13 protein-coding genes are annotated in these 15,794 nt (G+C 44.5%); 10 read left to right on the forward strand and 3 right to left on the reverse strand.

Translation table 11 applies throughout. The annotated features are described in order from the left end of the window. Positions 1-93 precede the first annotated feature (93 nt). Genes K6V26_RS07170 through K6V26_RS07205 form a run of 8 tightly spaced genes read left to right on the forward strand, consistent with a single transcriptional unit; the run spans position 94 to position 9,769 of the window. Entirely contained in the window at positions 94-2,214 is a 2,121-nt protein-coding gene (locus K6V26_RS07170; RefSeq protein WP_007659141.1) for a KamA family radical SAM protein, read from the forward strand. Positions 2,215-2,249: 35 nt separating this feature from the next. Further along, positions 2,250-2,792 (forward strand): ferredoxin domain-containing protein, encoded by a 543-nt coding sequence (locus tag K6V26_RS07175; protein WP_007659143.1) that lies wholly within the window; start codon positions 2,250-2,252, stop codon positions 2,790-2,792. Positions 2,793-2,827: 35 nt separating this feature from the next. Then, on the forward strand, positions 2,828-3,784 hold the full coding sequence (locus K6V26_RS07180; RefSeq protein WP_007659146.1) for a hypothetical protein: 957 nt from the start codon (positions 2,828-2,830) through the stop codon (positions 3,782-3,784). 34 nt (positions 3,785-3,818) lie between these two features. Continuing rightward, positions 3,819-5,192, forward strand: a complete 1,374-nt coding sequence (gene radA / locus K6V26_RS07185) for a DNA repair protein RadA (RefSeq protein ID WP_195586214.1) — start codon at positions 3,819-3,821, stop codon at positions 5,190-5,192. Positions 5,193-5,204: 12 nt separating this feature from the next. Beyond that, complete coding sequence (locus tag K6V26_RS07190; RefSeq protein ID WP_224264950.1) at positions 5,205-6,989, forward strand: hypothetical protein; 1,785 nt, start codon at positions 5,205-5,207, stop codon at positions 6,987-6,989. After that, positions 6,986-7,684, forward strand: coding sequence for a hypothetical protein (locus tag K6V26_RS07195; protein ID WP_010803446.1), 699 nt, complete (start codon positions 6,986-6,988; stop codon positions 7,682-7,684). The genes K6V26_RS07190 and K6V26_RS07195 overlap by 4 nt, the downstream gene beginning before the upstream one ends. A gap of 6 nt (positions 7,685-7,690) precedes the next feature. After that, positions 7,691-9,271 (forward strand): NAD(P)/FAD-dependent oxidoreductase, encoded by a 1,581-nt coding sequence (locus K6V26_RS07200; RefSeq protein ID WP_224264951.1) that lies wholly within the window; start codon positions 7,691-7,693, stop codon positions 9,269-9,271. A 54-nt stretch (positions 9,272-9,325) separates the two neighbouring features. Next, entirely contained in the window at positions 9,326-9,769 is a 444-nt protein-coding gene (locus K6V26_RS07205; protein ID WP_007659162.1) for a VOC family protein, read from the forward strand. A 6-nt stretch (positions 9,770-9,775) separates the two neighbouring features. On the opposite strand, the gene K6V26_RS07210 is transcribed toward K6V26_RS07205, so the two are convergent. Next, the gene (locus tag K6V26_RS07210) at positions 9,776-10,168 is read right to left on the reverse strand and encodes a hypothetical protein (RefSeq protein WP_007659163.1); all 393 of its coding nucleotides are present in this window, start codon (positions 10,166-10,168) and stop codon (positions 9,776-9,778) included. Positions 10,169-10,180: 12 nt separating this feature from the next. Further along, complete coding sequence (locus tag K6V26_RS07215; protein WP_122328305.1) at positions 10,181-10,990, reverse strand: peptidylprolyl isomerase; 810 nt, start codon at positions 10,988-10,990, stop codon at positions 10,181-10,183. A 111-nt stretch (positions 10,991-11,101) separates the two neighbouring features. Between K6V26_RS07215 and K6V26_RS07220 the strand changes: the two genes are divergently transcribed. Further along, complete coding sequence (locus K6V26_RS07220; RefSeq protein WP_007659165.1) at positions 11,102-12,778, forward strand: putative transporter; 1,677 nt, start codon at positions 11,102-11,104, stop codon at positions 12,776-12,778. A 61-nt stretch (positions 12,779-12,839) separates the two neighbouring features. Here the strand turns inward: K6V26_RS07220 and K6V26_RS07225 are convergent, their stop codons facing one another. Further along, positions 12,840-14,384 (reverse strand): ClC family H(+)/Cl(-) exchange transporter, encoded by a 1,545-nt coding sequence (locus K6V26_RS07225; RefSeq protein ID WP_007659166.1) that lies wholly within the window; start codon positions 14,382-14,384, stop codon positions 12,840-12,842. A 105-nt stretch (positions 14,385-14,489) separates the two neighbouring features. On the opposite strand from K6V26_RS07225, the gene K6V26_RS07230 reads away from it, so the two are divergent. Further along, positions 14,490-15,446, forward strand: a complete 957-nt coding sequence (locus K6V26_RS07230) for a tyrosine-type recombinase/integrase (protein ID WP_007659167.1) — start codon at positions 14,490-14,492, stop codon at positions 15,444-15,446. Positions 15,447-15,794 lie beyond the last annotated feature (348 nt).

The raw sequence follows: 15,794 nt of genomic DNA on the forward strand, positions 1-15,794 counted from the left end.
AAGTGTAAGTGTATATCCCCGGATATAATCTCTCCCTATGTGAGTGGCATGATTGTAATATTACTCTAATCAATATAAAAAGCAGCGATGTTTATGATTAAAAGAAAAGAACTAACGTACGACAATTCTTATTTACTAAAAGTGTTTAACAGGGACTTTCCTCATTTGGTGACAATGGCGGAAGAGAGCCAGAACATAAAATTGTTCAGGGAGGCTCTGCGCTCATTCGTTTCTTCCCGGATTGAAATCAACGGAGGTGGCAGTAATATGGGAAATGCCGTGGCGAAGCGTATTTTACTTTTAATCGAATATGACGGGTCTCCTATTGATGAACTTTCAACGGGTGAGGAGTTGTCTGTGCAAACAATCACTTATTTCTGGCAATTACTGACGGGAAAGCTGGCAGACGAAGTTTCTCCCGACCTGTTTATTGACCTTTATCATCAGTTCAAGTTACTGGAGCATCCCGAGAGCATCGAACCGGATCGTTCCCTGGTTAAGCGTCAGATGCATCGTTGGCCGACCGGTTTGGATGAAGAAGTGGTGGCAATCCGTGAAGCAAATAAAGACCGTATTATAAAACGGCTTATACGGAAGATAGAGCGCAGGAGTGCACCGTCGTCCCGTTATCAGTTTTTACCGGAGATGACTTACGAAGAAAAATATAATCAGGTACAGGAATGGTGGAACACTGCCCGTTTCCATCTGGCATTGGCTATCAAGAGTCCGACGGAACTGAATTATTTTCTGGGTGAATCCCTCTCGGAAGAGATGATGCAGCTGTTGGCCCGTGCCAGAAAGAAAGGTATGCCGTTTTTTGTTACGCCTTATTATTTATCCTTGCTGAATCCGGGAACGGAAGGCTATGATGACAACACGATTCGTTCGTACGTCCTTTATTCAGATGAATTGGTTGACACATACGGTCATATAAAAGCCTGGGAAAAAGAGGATATCGTGGAAGCCGGTAAGCCGAATGCCGCCGGATGGCTTTTGCCTGAAGGTCATAATATCCACCGCCGTTATCCGGAAGTGGCCATTCTTATTCCTGATTCGATGGGAAGAGCCTGCGGAGGCTTATGTGCTTCTTGTCAGCGCATGTATGATTTCCAGAGCGAACGTCTTAATTTCGATTTTGAAGCATTGAAACCCAAAGAAACCTGGGATAAGAAACTCCGTCGTTTGATGCATTACTTTGAAGAAGATGCCCAGTTGCGGGATATTCTGATTACCGGAGGTGACGCCCTGATGAGCCAGAATGCTACTTTGCGTAAGATATTGGAAGCTGTCTATAAAATGGCTGTCCGTAAACGTAAAGCGAATGAAGAACGGCCCGAGGGTAAAAAATATGCCGAGTTGCAGCGGGTTCGCTTAGGTTCGCGTTTGCTGGCTTATCTGCCGTTGCGCATTACAGATGAACTTGTGGGAATTTTGAAAGAATTTAAAGAGAAGGCTTCTGCTATCGGAGTCTCCCAGTTTATTATTCAAACCCACTTCCAATCTCCTTTGGAAGTAACTCCCGAAGCCAAACGTGCTATAAAAGCGATATTGGATGCCGGATGGGTGATAACGAACCAATTGGTTTATACGGTTGCAGCTTCCCGGCGCGGACATACTGCCAAACTGCGGCAGACACTTAATTCCGTCGGTGTGATTTGCTATTATACGTTCTCGGTAAAAGGGTTTAATGAAAACTATGCCGTGTTTACCCCGAACAGCCGTTCGCTTCAGGAACAATATGAAGAAAAGATTTTTGGCCTGGTTCCCGAAGATAAACTCGCCGAATTGGATGATATTGTCACCAATAAACGTCCGTTAGGAAGAAAATTGTATAATTTCTTGAGAGAGAATCATTTGTTGTTTGCTGCAACAGACCGTAGTGTCTTGAATCTGCCGGCTATTGGTAAAAGTATGACTTTTAAAACAGTAGGTCTCACCGCTGAAGGAAAACGAATCCTGAAGTTTGACCATGATACCGGACGCCGGCATAGCCCTATCATCAATAAGATGGGGGAAGTATATATCGTAGAGAACAAGTCGGTAGCCGCTTATTTGCGTCAATTGGAAGAAATGGGAGAGGACGTTAAAGAATATCGCAGCATCTGGAATTATTGCGAAGGAGTGACCGAACCGCGTTTCAGTCTGTACGAATATCCGGATTATCCGTTCGCCATCACAGAAAAGATGACTAATCTTGAACTCGAAAACGAGTAAAAGTGTATCTTTGTTCCTGCTAAACCAATAAAGAAATGATACAAAACGAAAGAGAAATACGGCACGAACATGTGTTAGAGGCTGTCCGTCAGATGATGACGGCTGCTCGTACGGCTCCCAAAGGTAAGGGGATTGACATTATAGAGATTGCAATGGTTACCGGTGAAGATATACAACGTTTGTCTGACGAGATGCTGAAACTGGCAGCAGAAACCGGATTTAAGTTTATTTTGCGTGATGCGGATAATATTTTGAGTGCGGAGGCTATCGTGATATTGGGTACACGCCAGCAGGTGCAAGGACTGAACTGTGCTCATTGCGGTTTTGAAACGTGTGTGGAGAAGCCGGCAGAAGTACCTTGTGCGATCAACTCGGTCGATTTGGGAATCGCCATCGGTTCTGCTTGTGCGACGGCTTCCGATTTGCGACTGGATACCCGTGTGATGTTTAGTGCCGGGATGGCTGCCCAACGTCTGGGATGGCTGGGCGAGAGCAAGAGCGTAATGGCTATCCCTGTCAGTGCCTCTTCGAAGAACCCGTTCTTTGACCGCAAACCCAAAGAACAACCTGTGAAATAATTAGCTGGAATTTGGACAAATAATTCGATGACTCTATGATAAAGTTTGACAACAAACTTGAGATACGTTATTCATTTAACGATAAATCCGCTTATATGGATGCCTGGATTAAGCACCGATGTGAAAAAGAGATACTCTCCATGCTGCGTGTCCTGGCCGATTTGCTGGATGTGAAGATGACTGCTCATTGCGAACCCTTTTCACAAGAAGGTGGATACCGCGTCGTATGGCCGATAGCAGGCGAAAGTTCGCGTTCTATCTCTGTCGTATTAAATATTCTGATGCAGGTACTGACCCGGCCTACTTTGTCTGTCGGAGGGCAGCCTTTGGTTGACCGGACCAATTCGGATGAAGAGAATATGCAGAAGGAAATCTCGCTTTTGAAGCGTTCGCTTAAACTGAAACAGGCCGGTGCCCTGATACCCCGTGAGTTGGTGGAACTGCTGGCATCCTGGCCGAAGTTCTGTAAATATAAATCCAATTTCTATGAAGCGTTGCGTGGGTATCCGAAAGTGACAAAGATTAATGTACGCGAACTGAATGAAAATAACCGTAGCCGTTCCGGTTCTCTGGAGGTGAAACGTGAACAGTTCGATTATTTCATCCTTCGTTCGGACGACCTGCCGACTATCAAAGACAATAAAGCGACCATCGAAATTATCTCGCCGGTATTGAAAGATAGCCGTTACCGTTGGAAAGGTATCTATAATAAAGGCGGGGAGACAATCGACTTCTACATGTGCGATGAAGATTTCAAGAAGCAGATGTTCGACGAGAAGATTTCTTTCACCAGCGGCATGTGTATCGACTGTGTGCTGGAAATCGCTCGTAAGCTAAGTGAATTGGGCGAGACAATTAACATCAGCTATACGGTAACGACTGTAATCCGTACCCGTTTCGACAAACTGGAAATTGTTACTCCGCAAGGCAAGCGCCATCTGCGTAAGCTGGAGGCGGAGAAGAAACAACTTACACTCGACTTATTTGGCTAACTTTTCCTATCTTTACGCCAAATCTTAAAGATGTATGGCTAAGACAAAAACAGTATATGTCTGCTCCAATTGCGGAGCAGACTCTCCTAAGTGGGTCGGTAAATGTCCGAATTGCGGCGAATGGAACACCTATGTGGAAGAAATCGTTGCAACCAAAGAACCTTCTGCAAAACGTATTATTCCCGGTATAACAGAAACGGGTAAAGTACGTCCCGTCCTGTTACGTGATATTACCTCCGAAGAAGAATCCCGGATTGATTTGAAAGATGAAGAACTGAACCGTGTCCTGGGAGGCGGTTTGGTGAAAGGCTCGTTGGTGCTGATTGGCGGTGAACCGGGTATCGGTAAGTCGACTTTAGTCCTGCAAACAGTTCTGGGATTGAACAATCTCAAGACATTATATGTATCGGGTGAGGAAAGCAGTCGCCAGCTGAAACTGCGTGCCGACCGTATCGCCCACGAAAATCCGGAATGCTTCATTCTGAGTGAAACGAATCTGGAACAGATATTTGTCCAGGCCCGTAACGTACAGCCTGATTTACTGATTATAGACTCTATCCAGACAATCTATACAGAACTCGTTGAATCTTCTCCCGGCAGCGTCTCACAGGTTCGTGAGTGTAGTGCAGCAATCCTTAAATATGCCAAAGAAAGCGGTGTGCCTGTTTTGCTGATAGGCCATATTAATAAAGAAGGAAGTATTGCCGGGCCGAAAGTACTGGAACATATTGTCGATACCGTTCTTCAGTTTGAAGGCGATCAACATTATATGTACCGTATTCTCCGGAGTATCAAAAACCGTTTCGGCAGCACGGCTGAATTGGGTATTTATGAGATGCGCCAGGATGGCTTGCGTGAAGTCAGCAACCCGTCCGAGTTGTTGCTGACACAGAACCATGAAGGATTGAGCGGTGTGGCAATTGCTGCCGCCATCGAAGGCATACGTCCTTTCCTGATAGAAACACAGGCGCTGGTAAGTTCGGCTGTCTATGGAACTCCGCAACGCAGTGCGACGGGTTTTGATTTGCGAAGAATGAATATGCTGCTGGCTGTGTTGGAGAAACGCGCCGGATTCAAGCTGATACAGAAAGACGTGTTCCTGAACATTGCCGGGGGACTGAAGGTCAACGACCCGGCTATCGACCTGGCTGTTATCAGCGCTATCCTTTCGTCGAGTCTCGATATCAGTATCGAACAAGGCGTTTGTATGTGTGGCGAGGTCGGCTTGTCGGGCGAAATCCGTCCGGTCAACCGCATCGAACAACGGATTCTGGAAGCAGAGAAGCTGGGCTTTTCACGCATCATCATCCCTCACAATAACCTGAAAGGGTTTGATACGAATAAATGTAAGATACAAATCGTACAGGTCAGAAAGGTGGAAGAAGCTTTCCGGCATTTGTTCGGTTAAATCCTTTTTATTATGGATAGTAAATTAATTTGTTATTTGTGTTGTATCTGTTTGCTTTGGAGTTGTGAATATAAGATACATGAAAATTTTGTTGATATCGAGAAACCTCAGGATTCGGTAAATGCCAGTATTGATTTGAATGCTGTTACCAACGGGCAGACAATTTTAATCAATAAAGAGACGGAATTAAATTATTCGTTGACAGCATTCGGTAAAGATATCAAAGGACTAAAGTTTAAAATGGGCGATATCGTTTGGAGTGATTCGGATTTGCAACCTAATGGTTCTCTGATGATTTCCTCATCGACTTTCCCTTCCGGGAATTATACGTTAACCTGTGAGTGTTATTCCCCGACAGGTAGCGGTAGTATTGCCGACCAAATGGAAATAGAAGGATATTCTTTCAAGATGAGTTGGCCGGTAATTATCGACTATAGTATGGAATTGCCCTCTATTATATCACAGGGAGTTAGTGCTGACGGGTATTTGACCTTGAACTGGGCGGAACCGGTTCTTTCCCATCTTGAGTTACAGTCGTACACCATTACCGGCGGTTCTGAAGGATACACGGTCGATGTGACTGTTCCTGCCGGAAATACTTCGTGGACGGATAAGAATAATCTGGGGGCGGAATCGGTTTATAATATCCGGATGAACCTGCGTGACGGAAATACGACATTGGTCTGGCCAATGGGGGAGGTTAAAATGCCGGATGCCATTCGGTATTATATTGTTAAAGCTGATATAGAAGAGACAGTGGTGGCTTGGGAAACCCCTTATCCGGCCGATATTTCTGTTCGGTTGGATGACGGAACTGTTTTCAGGCCGGATGACGGGAAGGCGACAGTGTCATTGCCGCCCGGCGAGTTCGGTTCGATGACAACGACTTATAACGCCCGCTTGGTTCTTGTTTCTACAGAAGATCCGGGTAAGACTACATTCAGGGAATTGCAGGTCGGATCGCCCGGAATTTTTCAGTATGAATCACGGGGTGCGAGATGGGTATATAACCGGATGACGGGTTGTCTGTATGCCCAAGAGCCGGGTTCTTTGCGATGTTATTCTACCGATGGCGAACTGTTATCGTCCGATAACCGAAGTTCCGGGTGGGGAGTGTTCAGCTCTCCGGTATCCGGCAGGGTTGTTACCGATGGTAATCCGGCGAATGTTTTTGATGGTCGGACATTGGCATTGTTGAATAGTGTAGATTGTGAAGGCTATTCTTCTCTTTTAGGTATAAATGCAGCAGATGAATTGATTTATTGTGCCTACAAGGGTGATGGAAGCGGGGCTATTCTGCATTTCTCAACATTGGAGGGCGAACATTTGGCTGCTATACCTTCGAATGCTTTGACTCCTCAAATGTCGGTCGACGGTAAATATCTGATGTATGAGGATGGGTTCGATCAGAAACTGATCATATTGAATAATCATCAGATTGTTGCAGACACCAAAATGCCGTATTCTTATGGAACTTATTGGAAAAGCATGCTTCATCCGGTACATCCCGATCAATTGCTGATCGCCTACGACGATTATGTGGAGGTGATTCATTTGCCGGATTTCAAGAGAATCAAGATTATACGGAAAGACATGTACGCGCAACTGGTTAATGTCGATCCGTTAACCGGCAATTTGTTGATTTACAATAGTAATAATCTTAAAGTCCTTTCTCCCGAAGGAGAAGTGTTGTTCACATTAAAAACAGCGTCGTGGATTTATCCCCTTTTGTTAGGTAATACTTTATTGTCGTTCGACGGATATATATTGAACATTGAAAAATACTTGCAGAAATGATACGGATTTATATAATAACTATAATATGTCTGTTGACAACATTGTCATTGCAGGCTCAGGAGTTGACCCTGGAATATAATGTCGGTTTTGCAACTTATAAAATGGGAGATATGAAGTCGTTGCTCGACGAAGCAAAACCTTCTTTGAACCATGTTAAAACAACCGATAACTTTCCTGGTTATATAACTCATCAGGCTAAATTGGGGCTTGAATGGAGGAAATTGCATCAGGCCGGATTATTACTTGATTTTATGAATACTGTAGGCAATAAAGGAGTCTCTGACTATTCAGCGTCTTACAACTTTACTATTCGTACGAAAGGAGTTCGTTTAGGAGGATTTTATCGTTTTGCTTTACCGGATTTTTCGGAATGTATCGTGAGGCCTTATTTGCAGTTTTCAACCGGCGTTGTTTTTAATAACGGTACTGTCGAGGAGGAAGTTACTTTAGCGGAAAGACCAAAAGAAATAATAGACTCCGAATCTCTTGATGGAACAAACTTTTTTATTGAACCTGCTGTTGGTGCAAAGATACGGATACATAAGAAACTCGCATTGAATATAAATGTCGGTTATGAATTTGATCTGACAAAACGATTCAGGAACAAAGGCCAGTCGCTTACGATAGCTCCCGATTGGAGTGGTTTGCGCCTTCAGGGAGGTATTATCTATTATATCCCATTAACAAGCAAATAAACAGATATGATACAAGAATTACAACTCCGCATCCTGCCGGAGGAGGCTGTGAATGAGCAATCATTGAAACAGGTGGTGGCGCATGAAACCGGTGCTCAGCCAAAAGATATTCAGGCCGTGCGTGTATTGAAACGTTCTATCGATGCCCGTCAGCGTACGATTTATGTGAATGTCAAGCTACGTGTATTTATTAATGAACAACCGGAAGAGCCGGAATATCAGTCGGTAGAATATAAAGATGTATCCGGAGGGAAACAGGTCGTTGTTGTCGGTGCTGGGCCGGGTGGTTTGTTTGCTGCCCTTCGCCTGATTGAATTGGGACTGCGTCCGGTGATTATCGAGCGGGGGAAAAACGTTCGTGAACGGAAGAAAGACATTGCCCTGATCAGTCGCGAACATACGGTAAACAGTGAATCGAATTACAGTTTCGGTGAAGGTGGTGCCGGAGCCTATTCCGATGGTAAATTATATACCCGCAGCAAGAAACGCGGTTCGGTAGACAAGATATTAAATGTTTTTTGCCAGCACGGAGCGAGTACCTCTATTCTGGCCGATGCCCATCCGCATATCGGTACGGACAAGCTCCCCCGGGTGATAGAAAATATCCGTGAGCAGATTATCCGTTGTGGCGGTGAAGTGCATTTTGAAACCCGTATGGATGCCTTGATCCTGAAAGAGGACGAAGTGATTGGTGTGGAGACGAATACCGGAAAGACTTTTTACGGTCCGGTAATCCTGGCAACCGGACATTCGGCACGTGACGTTTACAGATACCTTTATCAGCAGCAGATTCCGATAGAGGCGAAAGGTATTGCGGTAGGCGTCCGCCTGGAGCATCCGCAGGAACTGATCGACCAGATACAGTATCATCGCAGGGAGGGAAGGGGCAAGTATCTTCCGGCTGCCGAGTACAGTTTCGTTACCCAGTCGAACGGGAGGGGCGTTTATTCATTCTGTATGTGTCCCGGCGGGTTTGTCGTTCCGGCGGCGAGCGGTCCGAAGCAGGTCGTCGTGAATGGGATGTCTCCCTCTAATCGTGGTTCCCGTTGGTCTAACTCCGGAATGGTGGTCGAAATTCGTCCGGAAGATTATACCGAACTGATGAAACATGAAGAAGTGACGGTCCCGGCTGATTCGCCACTGGCTTTGATGGCCTTTCAGGAACGGCTGGAAGAAGTCTGCTGGTTGAACGGAGGCATGAAACAGGCGGCACCGGCACAGCGTATGAACGATTTTGTAAACAAGAAAAACTCCTTCGATCTGCCTGTTTCCTCTTATACTCCCGGTTTGCTGGCTTCTCCGCTTCATTTCTGGATGCCGGAATTTGTAACCCGCCGTTTGCGTGAAGGTTTTCGTTATTTCGGAAAGGTATCGAAAGGCTTTCTTACCAATGAAGCACTGATGATCGGTGTCGAAACACGAACTTCTTCTCCCGTCCGTATTCTTCGGGACCGTGACACCTATCAGCATGTTACGATAAAAGGACTTTTCCCTTGCGGGGAAGGAGCCGGTTATGCAGGTGGTATTGTGTCGGCTGCGATCGATGGGGAACGTTGCGCGGAAGGAGTGGCGGCATTGGAAAAGTAACAGTTGCCAACTGAATAAAGAAATACTATTTGATAAATTTTAGAAAGAACAATTATGAGGTTTAGTAATGTAAGATTATTAGTCAAAGACTACAAAAAATGTTTTAATTTTTATGCCGGGCAGCTTGGTTTAGAGCCTGCTTGGGGAGATGAAAACAGTGGTTATGCAAGTTTTAAAGTAGCAGATGGAATAGAAGGATTTGCTCTTTTTGTATCCGACTGGATGGCTCCGTCAGTGGGCAATGCAGATAAAGAATTACCTGTGGGATTTCGAGAGAAATCACTTGTATCATTCAGTGTGGATAATGTCGATAACACTTATATGACTCTGAAAGATAAGGGTGTGATATTCGTTAATGAACCAACCGATATGGCTGATTGGGGAGCGCGCACAGTACATCTGCGTGATCCCGAAGATAATTTAATAGAACTTTTTTCACCCTTAGCTCCAGAACAATATAGCGAAGAATTAATAGAAGAAAATAAGAAATTCCAGTAAATAGAATTATTCTTTCAGCCGTTCCTCGATCTCGTTCAGCAAATTGACCCTTTCCAGCGAGAACGTACTGTCATGTGCTTGCAGGTATTCCAGCAATTCTTTAGCCCGCAGGAGTATTTGCGGTTGGTTTTCCGGTTGGAGGTAACTGTCCTCGATCAGGGTCTTGATTGCTATTTCAAGGCGTAACACACCGCCGTTATCTTCATTGTCCAGAGAACGGAGAATCTCTTCGGGAGATGTGGTCATCAGGAAATCCTGATCCAGTTTGAGTGAACTGTAGACCGTTTGTATTAACTCCGGATTTTTACGGGCAGCGTTAGCATTCCGGTTGAAGATGATCTGGGCGATCACTTTGCCCAGTTCTTCTATCTGGACCATGATAAAGTCTCTTTTTAACATATAAATGATGTTTTATTCAATAATAACACTAATGATTCTGATATCTTTTTTAGGACGGTCATATTGATCTTTCGGCTGGTTGGCAATGATATCCAACACATCGAATCCTTCGGTCAGTTCGCCGAAGATGGTATAAATACCATCCAGGTGGTGGCATCCGCCGTCTGTGGTGTATGCCTTCCGTTGCTCGTCTGTAAAGATCAGGTGTCCCGGCGTTGCCAGGATCATGGAATCTATCTGGGCGTTGACGGCTGTTACCCGTTTGTTGTATTCCCGCTTGTTGCTTTGTTTCAGCATTTTTAAGTCGACGGCAATAGGACGGTAGAACTTATCCAGCGCTTTTTTTCGTATGTCCTGGTTGGCAATCAATTCCAACGTATCCAGTTCTCCGTTGCGATAGACTTTCCCCTGTACGATAAAGAACTGCGACATATCCGATTTCTTTTCCGGATTGACATCATCGTTTTGACGCGGGGCGGCCAGCGCACCTCTCTTGTGGAAATATTTATCGTTCAACTCCGGCATGATCTCCGCCGACGAATCACCAAAACCGCAACGGGCTCCGGCCGGTGCATTCTTTGAGTCGGGCGCTCCTCCCTGGATCATAAACTCTTTGATCACACGGGTAAAAAGTGTCCCGTTGAACTCGCCTTGTCTGGCCCGGGCGATAAATGTACGGACATGATTCGGGACATCGTCATACAGCCGGGCTTTCATGGTCCCTACGTTCGTGTTGATAATTACTGTCTTTTCAGAGCTTTGAGCATTAAGCCCTGTCGCGGCAAATAACAAAGCAAGTGCTATACGATATATTTTCTTCATGATCTTTTTATTTTTCCCGGGTAAAGATACTGTTTATGTTGTTAAACACAAACTAAATGTATACCTTTGCGAACTTTATTTAATGGCAAAAAGATTTTTTAATATAATAGTATGAATTGGATCAATGATTTATTATGGGGCGAAGGCATTGGCCACTCCATCCTGTTGCTCTCTTTCGTTATTGCGGCAGGTATTCAATTGGGAAAAATTAAAGTATTTGGTGTATCGTTAGGGATCACACTGGTACTGTTTGTGGGGATCATTTTAGGGCATTTCGGCTTTACGATCAATCACAATGTTATCCACTTTTTTAAAGAATTTGGTCTTATATTGTTCGTCTACTCGGTAGGTATGCAGGTGGGACCTGGATTTTTCTCCTCTTTTAAGAAAGGTGGTATTACGTTGAATATGCTGGCTTGCGGGATTGTATTCCTGGGGGTGGTAACAGCTATTATCTTGCATTATGCAACCGGCATTCCGATGCCGACGATGGTCGGTATCCTGTCAGGAGCTGTAACGAATACCCCGGGTCTGGGTGCAGCACAACAGGCATTCTCCGATATGTACGGATCAACGGACAATACGATAGCGTTAGGATATGCAGTTGCTTATCCGTTGGGTGTTATCGGTATTATCCTGTCGATTATATTTATCCGTTATGTGTTCCGGGTTAACTTTGACAAGGAAAACGAACAGTTGAACAATGAAGATGCTTCCCATACGAATGAGGCAAAACCTGTTTCATTAATCGTGAAGAACCCAGCTGTTTTCGGTAAGAGTGTCGGTGAGTTATCAAACCTTCTGGAACATCGTGATTTCGTTATTTCACGTATCTGGCACGATAGCGACAAGCAGATTGAAATCGTATCTGCCAATACCGTATTGATGGAGAATGACAAGGTTTTTGTCATTACTACGGAGCAGGATGCCCAAACGATTAAAACTTTCATTGGTGAAGAGATCGATATGGAGCGTAAACAATGGATTCGTATGGAAAGCCAGTTTATCAACCGCCGTATCCTGATTACAAAACCGGAACTGAACGGTAAGCGTCTGGGTCAGTTGAAACTGCGTAAACTGTATGGTATCAATATAACCCGTATCAACCGTGCCGGTGTCGACCTGGTTGCAACGCCGCATCTGACCCTTCAGGTGGGTGACCGTGTAAATGTAGTAGGTACTGAAACTGCCGTAACGAACGTAGAGAAGGTATTGGGTAACTCGATGAAACGTTTGAACGAGCCGAACCTTATCACTATCTTTATCGGTATTGCTTTAGGTATTGTATTGGGAAGTATTCCTATTACTTTCCCGGGTATTCCCCAGCCGGTAAAATTGGGATTGGCTGGTGGTCCGCTTATCGTGGCTATCCTGATCAGCCGTTTCGGTTATAAATATAAGTTGGTGACTTATACGACTCAGAGTGCCAACCTGATGTTGCGTGAGATCGGTATAACGTTGTTCCTGGCCTGTGTCGGTATCAGTGCGGGTGACGGTTTTGTCGACACGATCGTGAACAATGGAGGTTTTGCCTGGATCGGTTACGGCTTTATCATCACTACCGTACCTTTGCTGATTATCGGTTGTATCGGTCGCTATTTCTGCAAAGTGAATTATTTCACGCTGATGGGTCTGATTGCCGGTAGTACGACCGACCCGCCTGCACTGGCTTATTCAAACGCAACGGCAGGTAACGATGCACCGTCTGTGGGATACGCAACAGTTTATCCGTTGACGATGTTCCTGCGAGTGTTGACAGCACAATTGTTGATATTGTTCTTTGCGTAAACAAACAATTCATAGATAGGAAAGGTGTTTGAGTTTTTATCAGACACCTTTTTTATTGGGGCTAATAGATATTTGCCATACTAACCAGCGGCTCGTACAGCTTCTCGATGTCCTGGGCATCGATTTCAAGGGTAAGCTGGTCGCCGGGCAGGATCGTTTGTCCGGCAGAAGGGAAGTCTTTGCGGTCGCGGTGGATATTGATGATGATGCAGTTATTGGGCAGGTGAAGCGTATCGACCAGCTTCCCGTCGAAATAAGAACCTGCCATGACTTCGACATCTAGTATCAGCCGTTTTTCTTCCTGAAAGATCGGCTTCTTGATCATCTCTTCATAAAACATGACGTTGAAAGGCTTTATTTCCAGTAACTCGGTAAAATAATACGTCAGTCCTCCGACAACGATCGAAGGATAGAACACTTCGAAATGGCCGGTGATCTCTGTTATCAGGAGAATGGCGGTGATGGGAGTACGTACCACGGCAACCAGGAATGCAGCCATCCCGATCAACATGACGTAACTTATATTTTCCGGTGCGATGATGCCCTGCTGCACCAGCAATAAGGCACAGATCTTTCCTAATAATCCCCCTGTTACCAGTGTCGGAATAAAACTGCCACCCGGCAGTCCGGATGAAAAGGAATAGACGGTGAACACCATATGCAGCAACATCATCCCGGTTATCCACAGGATGCTCTCTTTTCCGCCTAAAGCCTGTTCCATCAGGAACTGTTCGCCGCCTCCGGTCAGGTCCGTTAACGTCAGTGAAATGGTATAGGCCATGATCAGTAATCCAAGCAACTTGATGTATTCCGGTTGTTTTATGGCCGGATATAACCTTTTCACGTAAAGCATCAACAGCGAATAGAACTTTCCGAAAACGGAGACGATGACGGCGAACAAGAGGAATAGTTTGATCTGTAACGAGAATGACAAATCCGGTGCCACGGCATTTATCTCATGATAGGGATTTATGGGAAAGATCATATTGGCAATGGTTCCGGCAACCACTCCGGCCAGTATGGTTGTGATAGCCGTTTTGGGCGCATCAAACCGTTCGATCGATTCGATAACCAGCGTAGCAGCCGCCAAAGGAGCGGCAAAGGCAGCCGCCAGTCCGGCTCCGGCACCGGCTGCCAGCAATTGTTTCCGTTCACCGCTCAGGATATGTCCCCATTTACCGACCAGGTCACCGATATACGATCCCATCTGGACAGACGGCCCTTCGCGCCCCATGGAAAGGCCGCTGCTTAATGTCAGTACTCCGCCGGCAAATTTAGCCAGCAGTTGCCGTAAGGAATGCTTATATACGATCCTTCCGTTGATCGCCCCGCGTGTTTGCGAAATACCACCGCCCGATATATAAGGCCAGCGTTTCACCATCCAGGATACAAACAGGAGGATTCCCCAGAAGGCCAGAAAAGCAATGATATGCAGGTACCAGGGTGGCGACGATTCAAAGAAATCCTTCCGGTAATTGTAGAATAACTGTAATAAATAGTGATAGGGAACTGCCACCAACCCGGTCAGCAACCCTACAATGAGGCTCACGAAATAGAGCCTGGCATCCACTAGTTTCAGTTTTAATATCCTCCAGTTTACCTTCATAAGCTCGATAAAAACAAGACTGAATCAGGTTTGGTTTTAGCAGAAGTTCATTATCAAATTATCTTTTACATTTGTTCTATATAATCTAATTAAAAAAACAACTTTATGGAAACATCGTATGTAAAAGAAGTAAAAAGAAATTTTCGGGGAAATTTATTGAATTATATCAGTTTTCTTGAAAAAGAGAAAAGTGGATCAGCCCAAAGTACAGCTTCCCTCTATAAGGTAACCCTGGGACATTTGGAGCGGTTCGTAGGTACGGATATTTTAAAAATGAAGCAAGTGACCCCCCTGTTGGTGAAAGATTTTGTATCTTATCTGCAATCCCTCAATTTGAGTCCTAATTCGGTAACCAACTACACCAGTATATTCCGTACCGTATTCAACAGTGCTGTATCTGAAAATCTGGTTACACCTGAAACAAATCCTTTTCAAAAAATACATCTTCGCCCCGTATCCACTTATAAACGTTCAGTGGGGATACAGGTCATTAAAGATATGACGGAATTGGATTTAAAAGGGAAGAAGCGTCTTGATTTTGCCCGCGATCTGTTCTTGTTCAGTTTTATGGCATGCGGAATGGCGTTTGTTGACTTGGCGCATCTGACACAAAATAATGTACGTGGCAATGTACTTGTCTATTACCGTGTGAAGACAAAAACAGAAATTCGCGTGACGATTACTTCGGGTATGCGTCGTTTATTGGAAAAATATGCCAGGGAGAATTCCAATCTGCTATTTCCTGTATTACAATCGGAAGAGGTTTCTTATGAGAGATATAAAGTCGCTTTAAGAACATACAACCGACGGTTGGCTACGATAGGGGATATGATAGATTGTCCGGTAAAACTGACCTCCTATGTGGCCCGTCATTCCTGGGCTATGCAGGCAAAAGAAAATTCTGTTTCGGTTGCAGTCATCAGTCAGGCCTTGGGGCATACTTCCGAAAAAACAACACTCTTTTATTTAAAAGAATTGGATCAAAATATCATTGACAGGGTTAATTTGAAAATCATTGACTTTGTGGAAAAATGGGTAAGCAAGAGTAATTGCAAGAATTGACGCTTATTTACGGAATAAGGGTCATTGTTTATAAACTGGTAGAATTATAATTACGAAATCTATACCCCATACTACCAGATTGCTTGAAAATCTTTGACAGTGCAAAAGTAAAAAATTACTATTGATAAAATTGTAGTAAGAAGAAAATTTGTGTCTTAAAAAAGATTAATATTAAGATAATCTCATTGAAATTCGTGAAAAAACGATGCGGAAAGACCTAAAAATGAAACCATTATGAAATTCAAGATTAACTGCGATAAAATCATTAACTGATCTTAGCAGGACACTCCAACTATCAGAAATAAATAGATTGACATTTATTTAAGGAATCCTGAGTTTAGTAATATT

The sequence above is a fragment of the Parabacteroides goldsteinii genome (genome assembly GCF_020091425.1).
In the GTDB taxonomy this organism is placed as follows: Bacteria; Bacteroidota; Bacteroidia; order Bacteroidales; family Tannerellaceae; genus Parabacteroides; species Parabacteroides goldsteinii.

What these genes read in the sequence shown, in the direction of transcription:
- K6V26_RS07220 (WP_007659165.1), top strand. Translation starts at nt 11,102, where the DNA reads ATGAATTGGATCAATGATTTATTATGGGGCGAAGGCATTGGCCACTCC.
- K6V26_RS07225 (WP_007659166.1), bottom strand. Translation starts at nt 14,384, where the DNA reads ATGAAGGTAAACTGGAGGATATTAAAACTGAAACTAGTGGATGCCAGG.
- K6V26_RS07175 (WP_007659143.1), top strand. Translation starts at nt 2,250, where the DNA reads ATGATACAAAACGAAAGAGAAATACGGCACGAACATGTGTTAGAGGCT.
- K6V26_RS07205 (WP_007659162.1), top strand. Translation starts at nt 9,326, where the DNA reads ATGAGGTTTAGTAATGTAAGATTATTAGTCAAAGACTACAAAAAATGT.
- K6V26_RS07230 (WP_007659167.1), top strand. Translation starts at nt 14,490, where the DNA reads ATGGAAACATCGTATGTAAAAGAAGTAAAAAGAAATTTTCGGGGAAAT.
- K6V26_RS07180 (WP_007659146.1), top strand. Translation starts at nt 2,828, where the DNA reads ATGATAAAGTTTGACAACAAACTTGAGATACGTTATTCATTTAACGAT.
- radA (WP_195586214.1), top strand. Translation starts at nt 3,819, where the DNA reads ATGGCTAAGACAAAAACAGTATATGTCTGCTCCAATTGCGGAGCAGAC.
- K6V26_RS07215 (WP_122328305.1), bottom strand. Translation starts at nt 10,990, where the DNA reads ATGAAGAAAATATATCGTATAGCACTTGCTTTGTTATTTGCCGCGACA.
- K6V26_RS07195 (WP_010803446.1), top strand. Translation starts at nt 6,986, where the DNA reads ATGATACGGATTTATATAATAACTATAATATGTCTGTTGACAACATTG.
- K6V26_RS07170 (WP_007659141.1), top strand. Translation starts at nt 94, where the DNA reads ATGATTAAAAGAAAAGAACTAACGTACGACAATTCTTATTTACTAAAA.
- K6V26_RS07200 (WP_224264951.1), top strand. Translation starts at nt 7,691, where the DNA reads ATGATACAAGAATTACAACTCCGCATCCTGCCGGAGGAGGCTGTGAAT.
- K6V26_RS07190 (WP_224264950.1), top strand. Translation starts at nt 5,205, where the DNA reads ATGGATAGTAAATTAATTTGTTATTTGTGTTGTATCTGTTTGCTTTGG.
- K6V26_RS07210 (WP_007659163.1), bottom strand. Translation starts at nt 10,168, where the DNA reads ATGTTAAAAAGAGACTTTATCATGGTCCAGATAGAAGAACTGGGCAAA.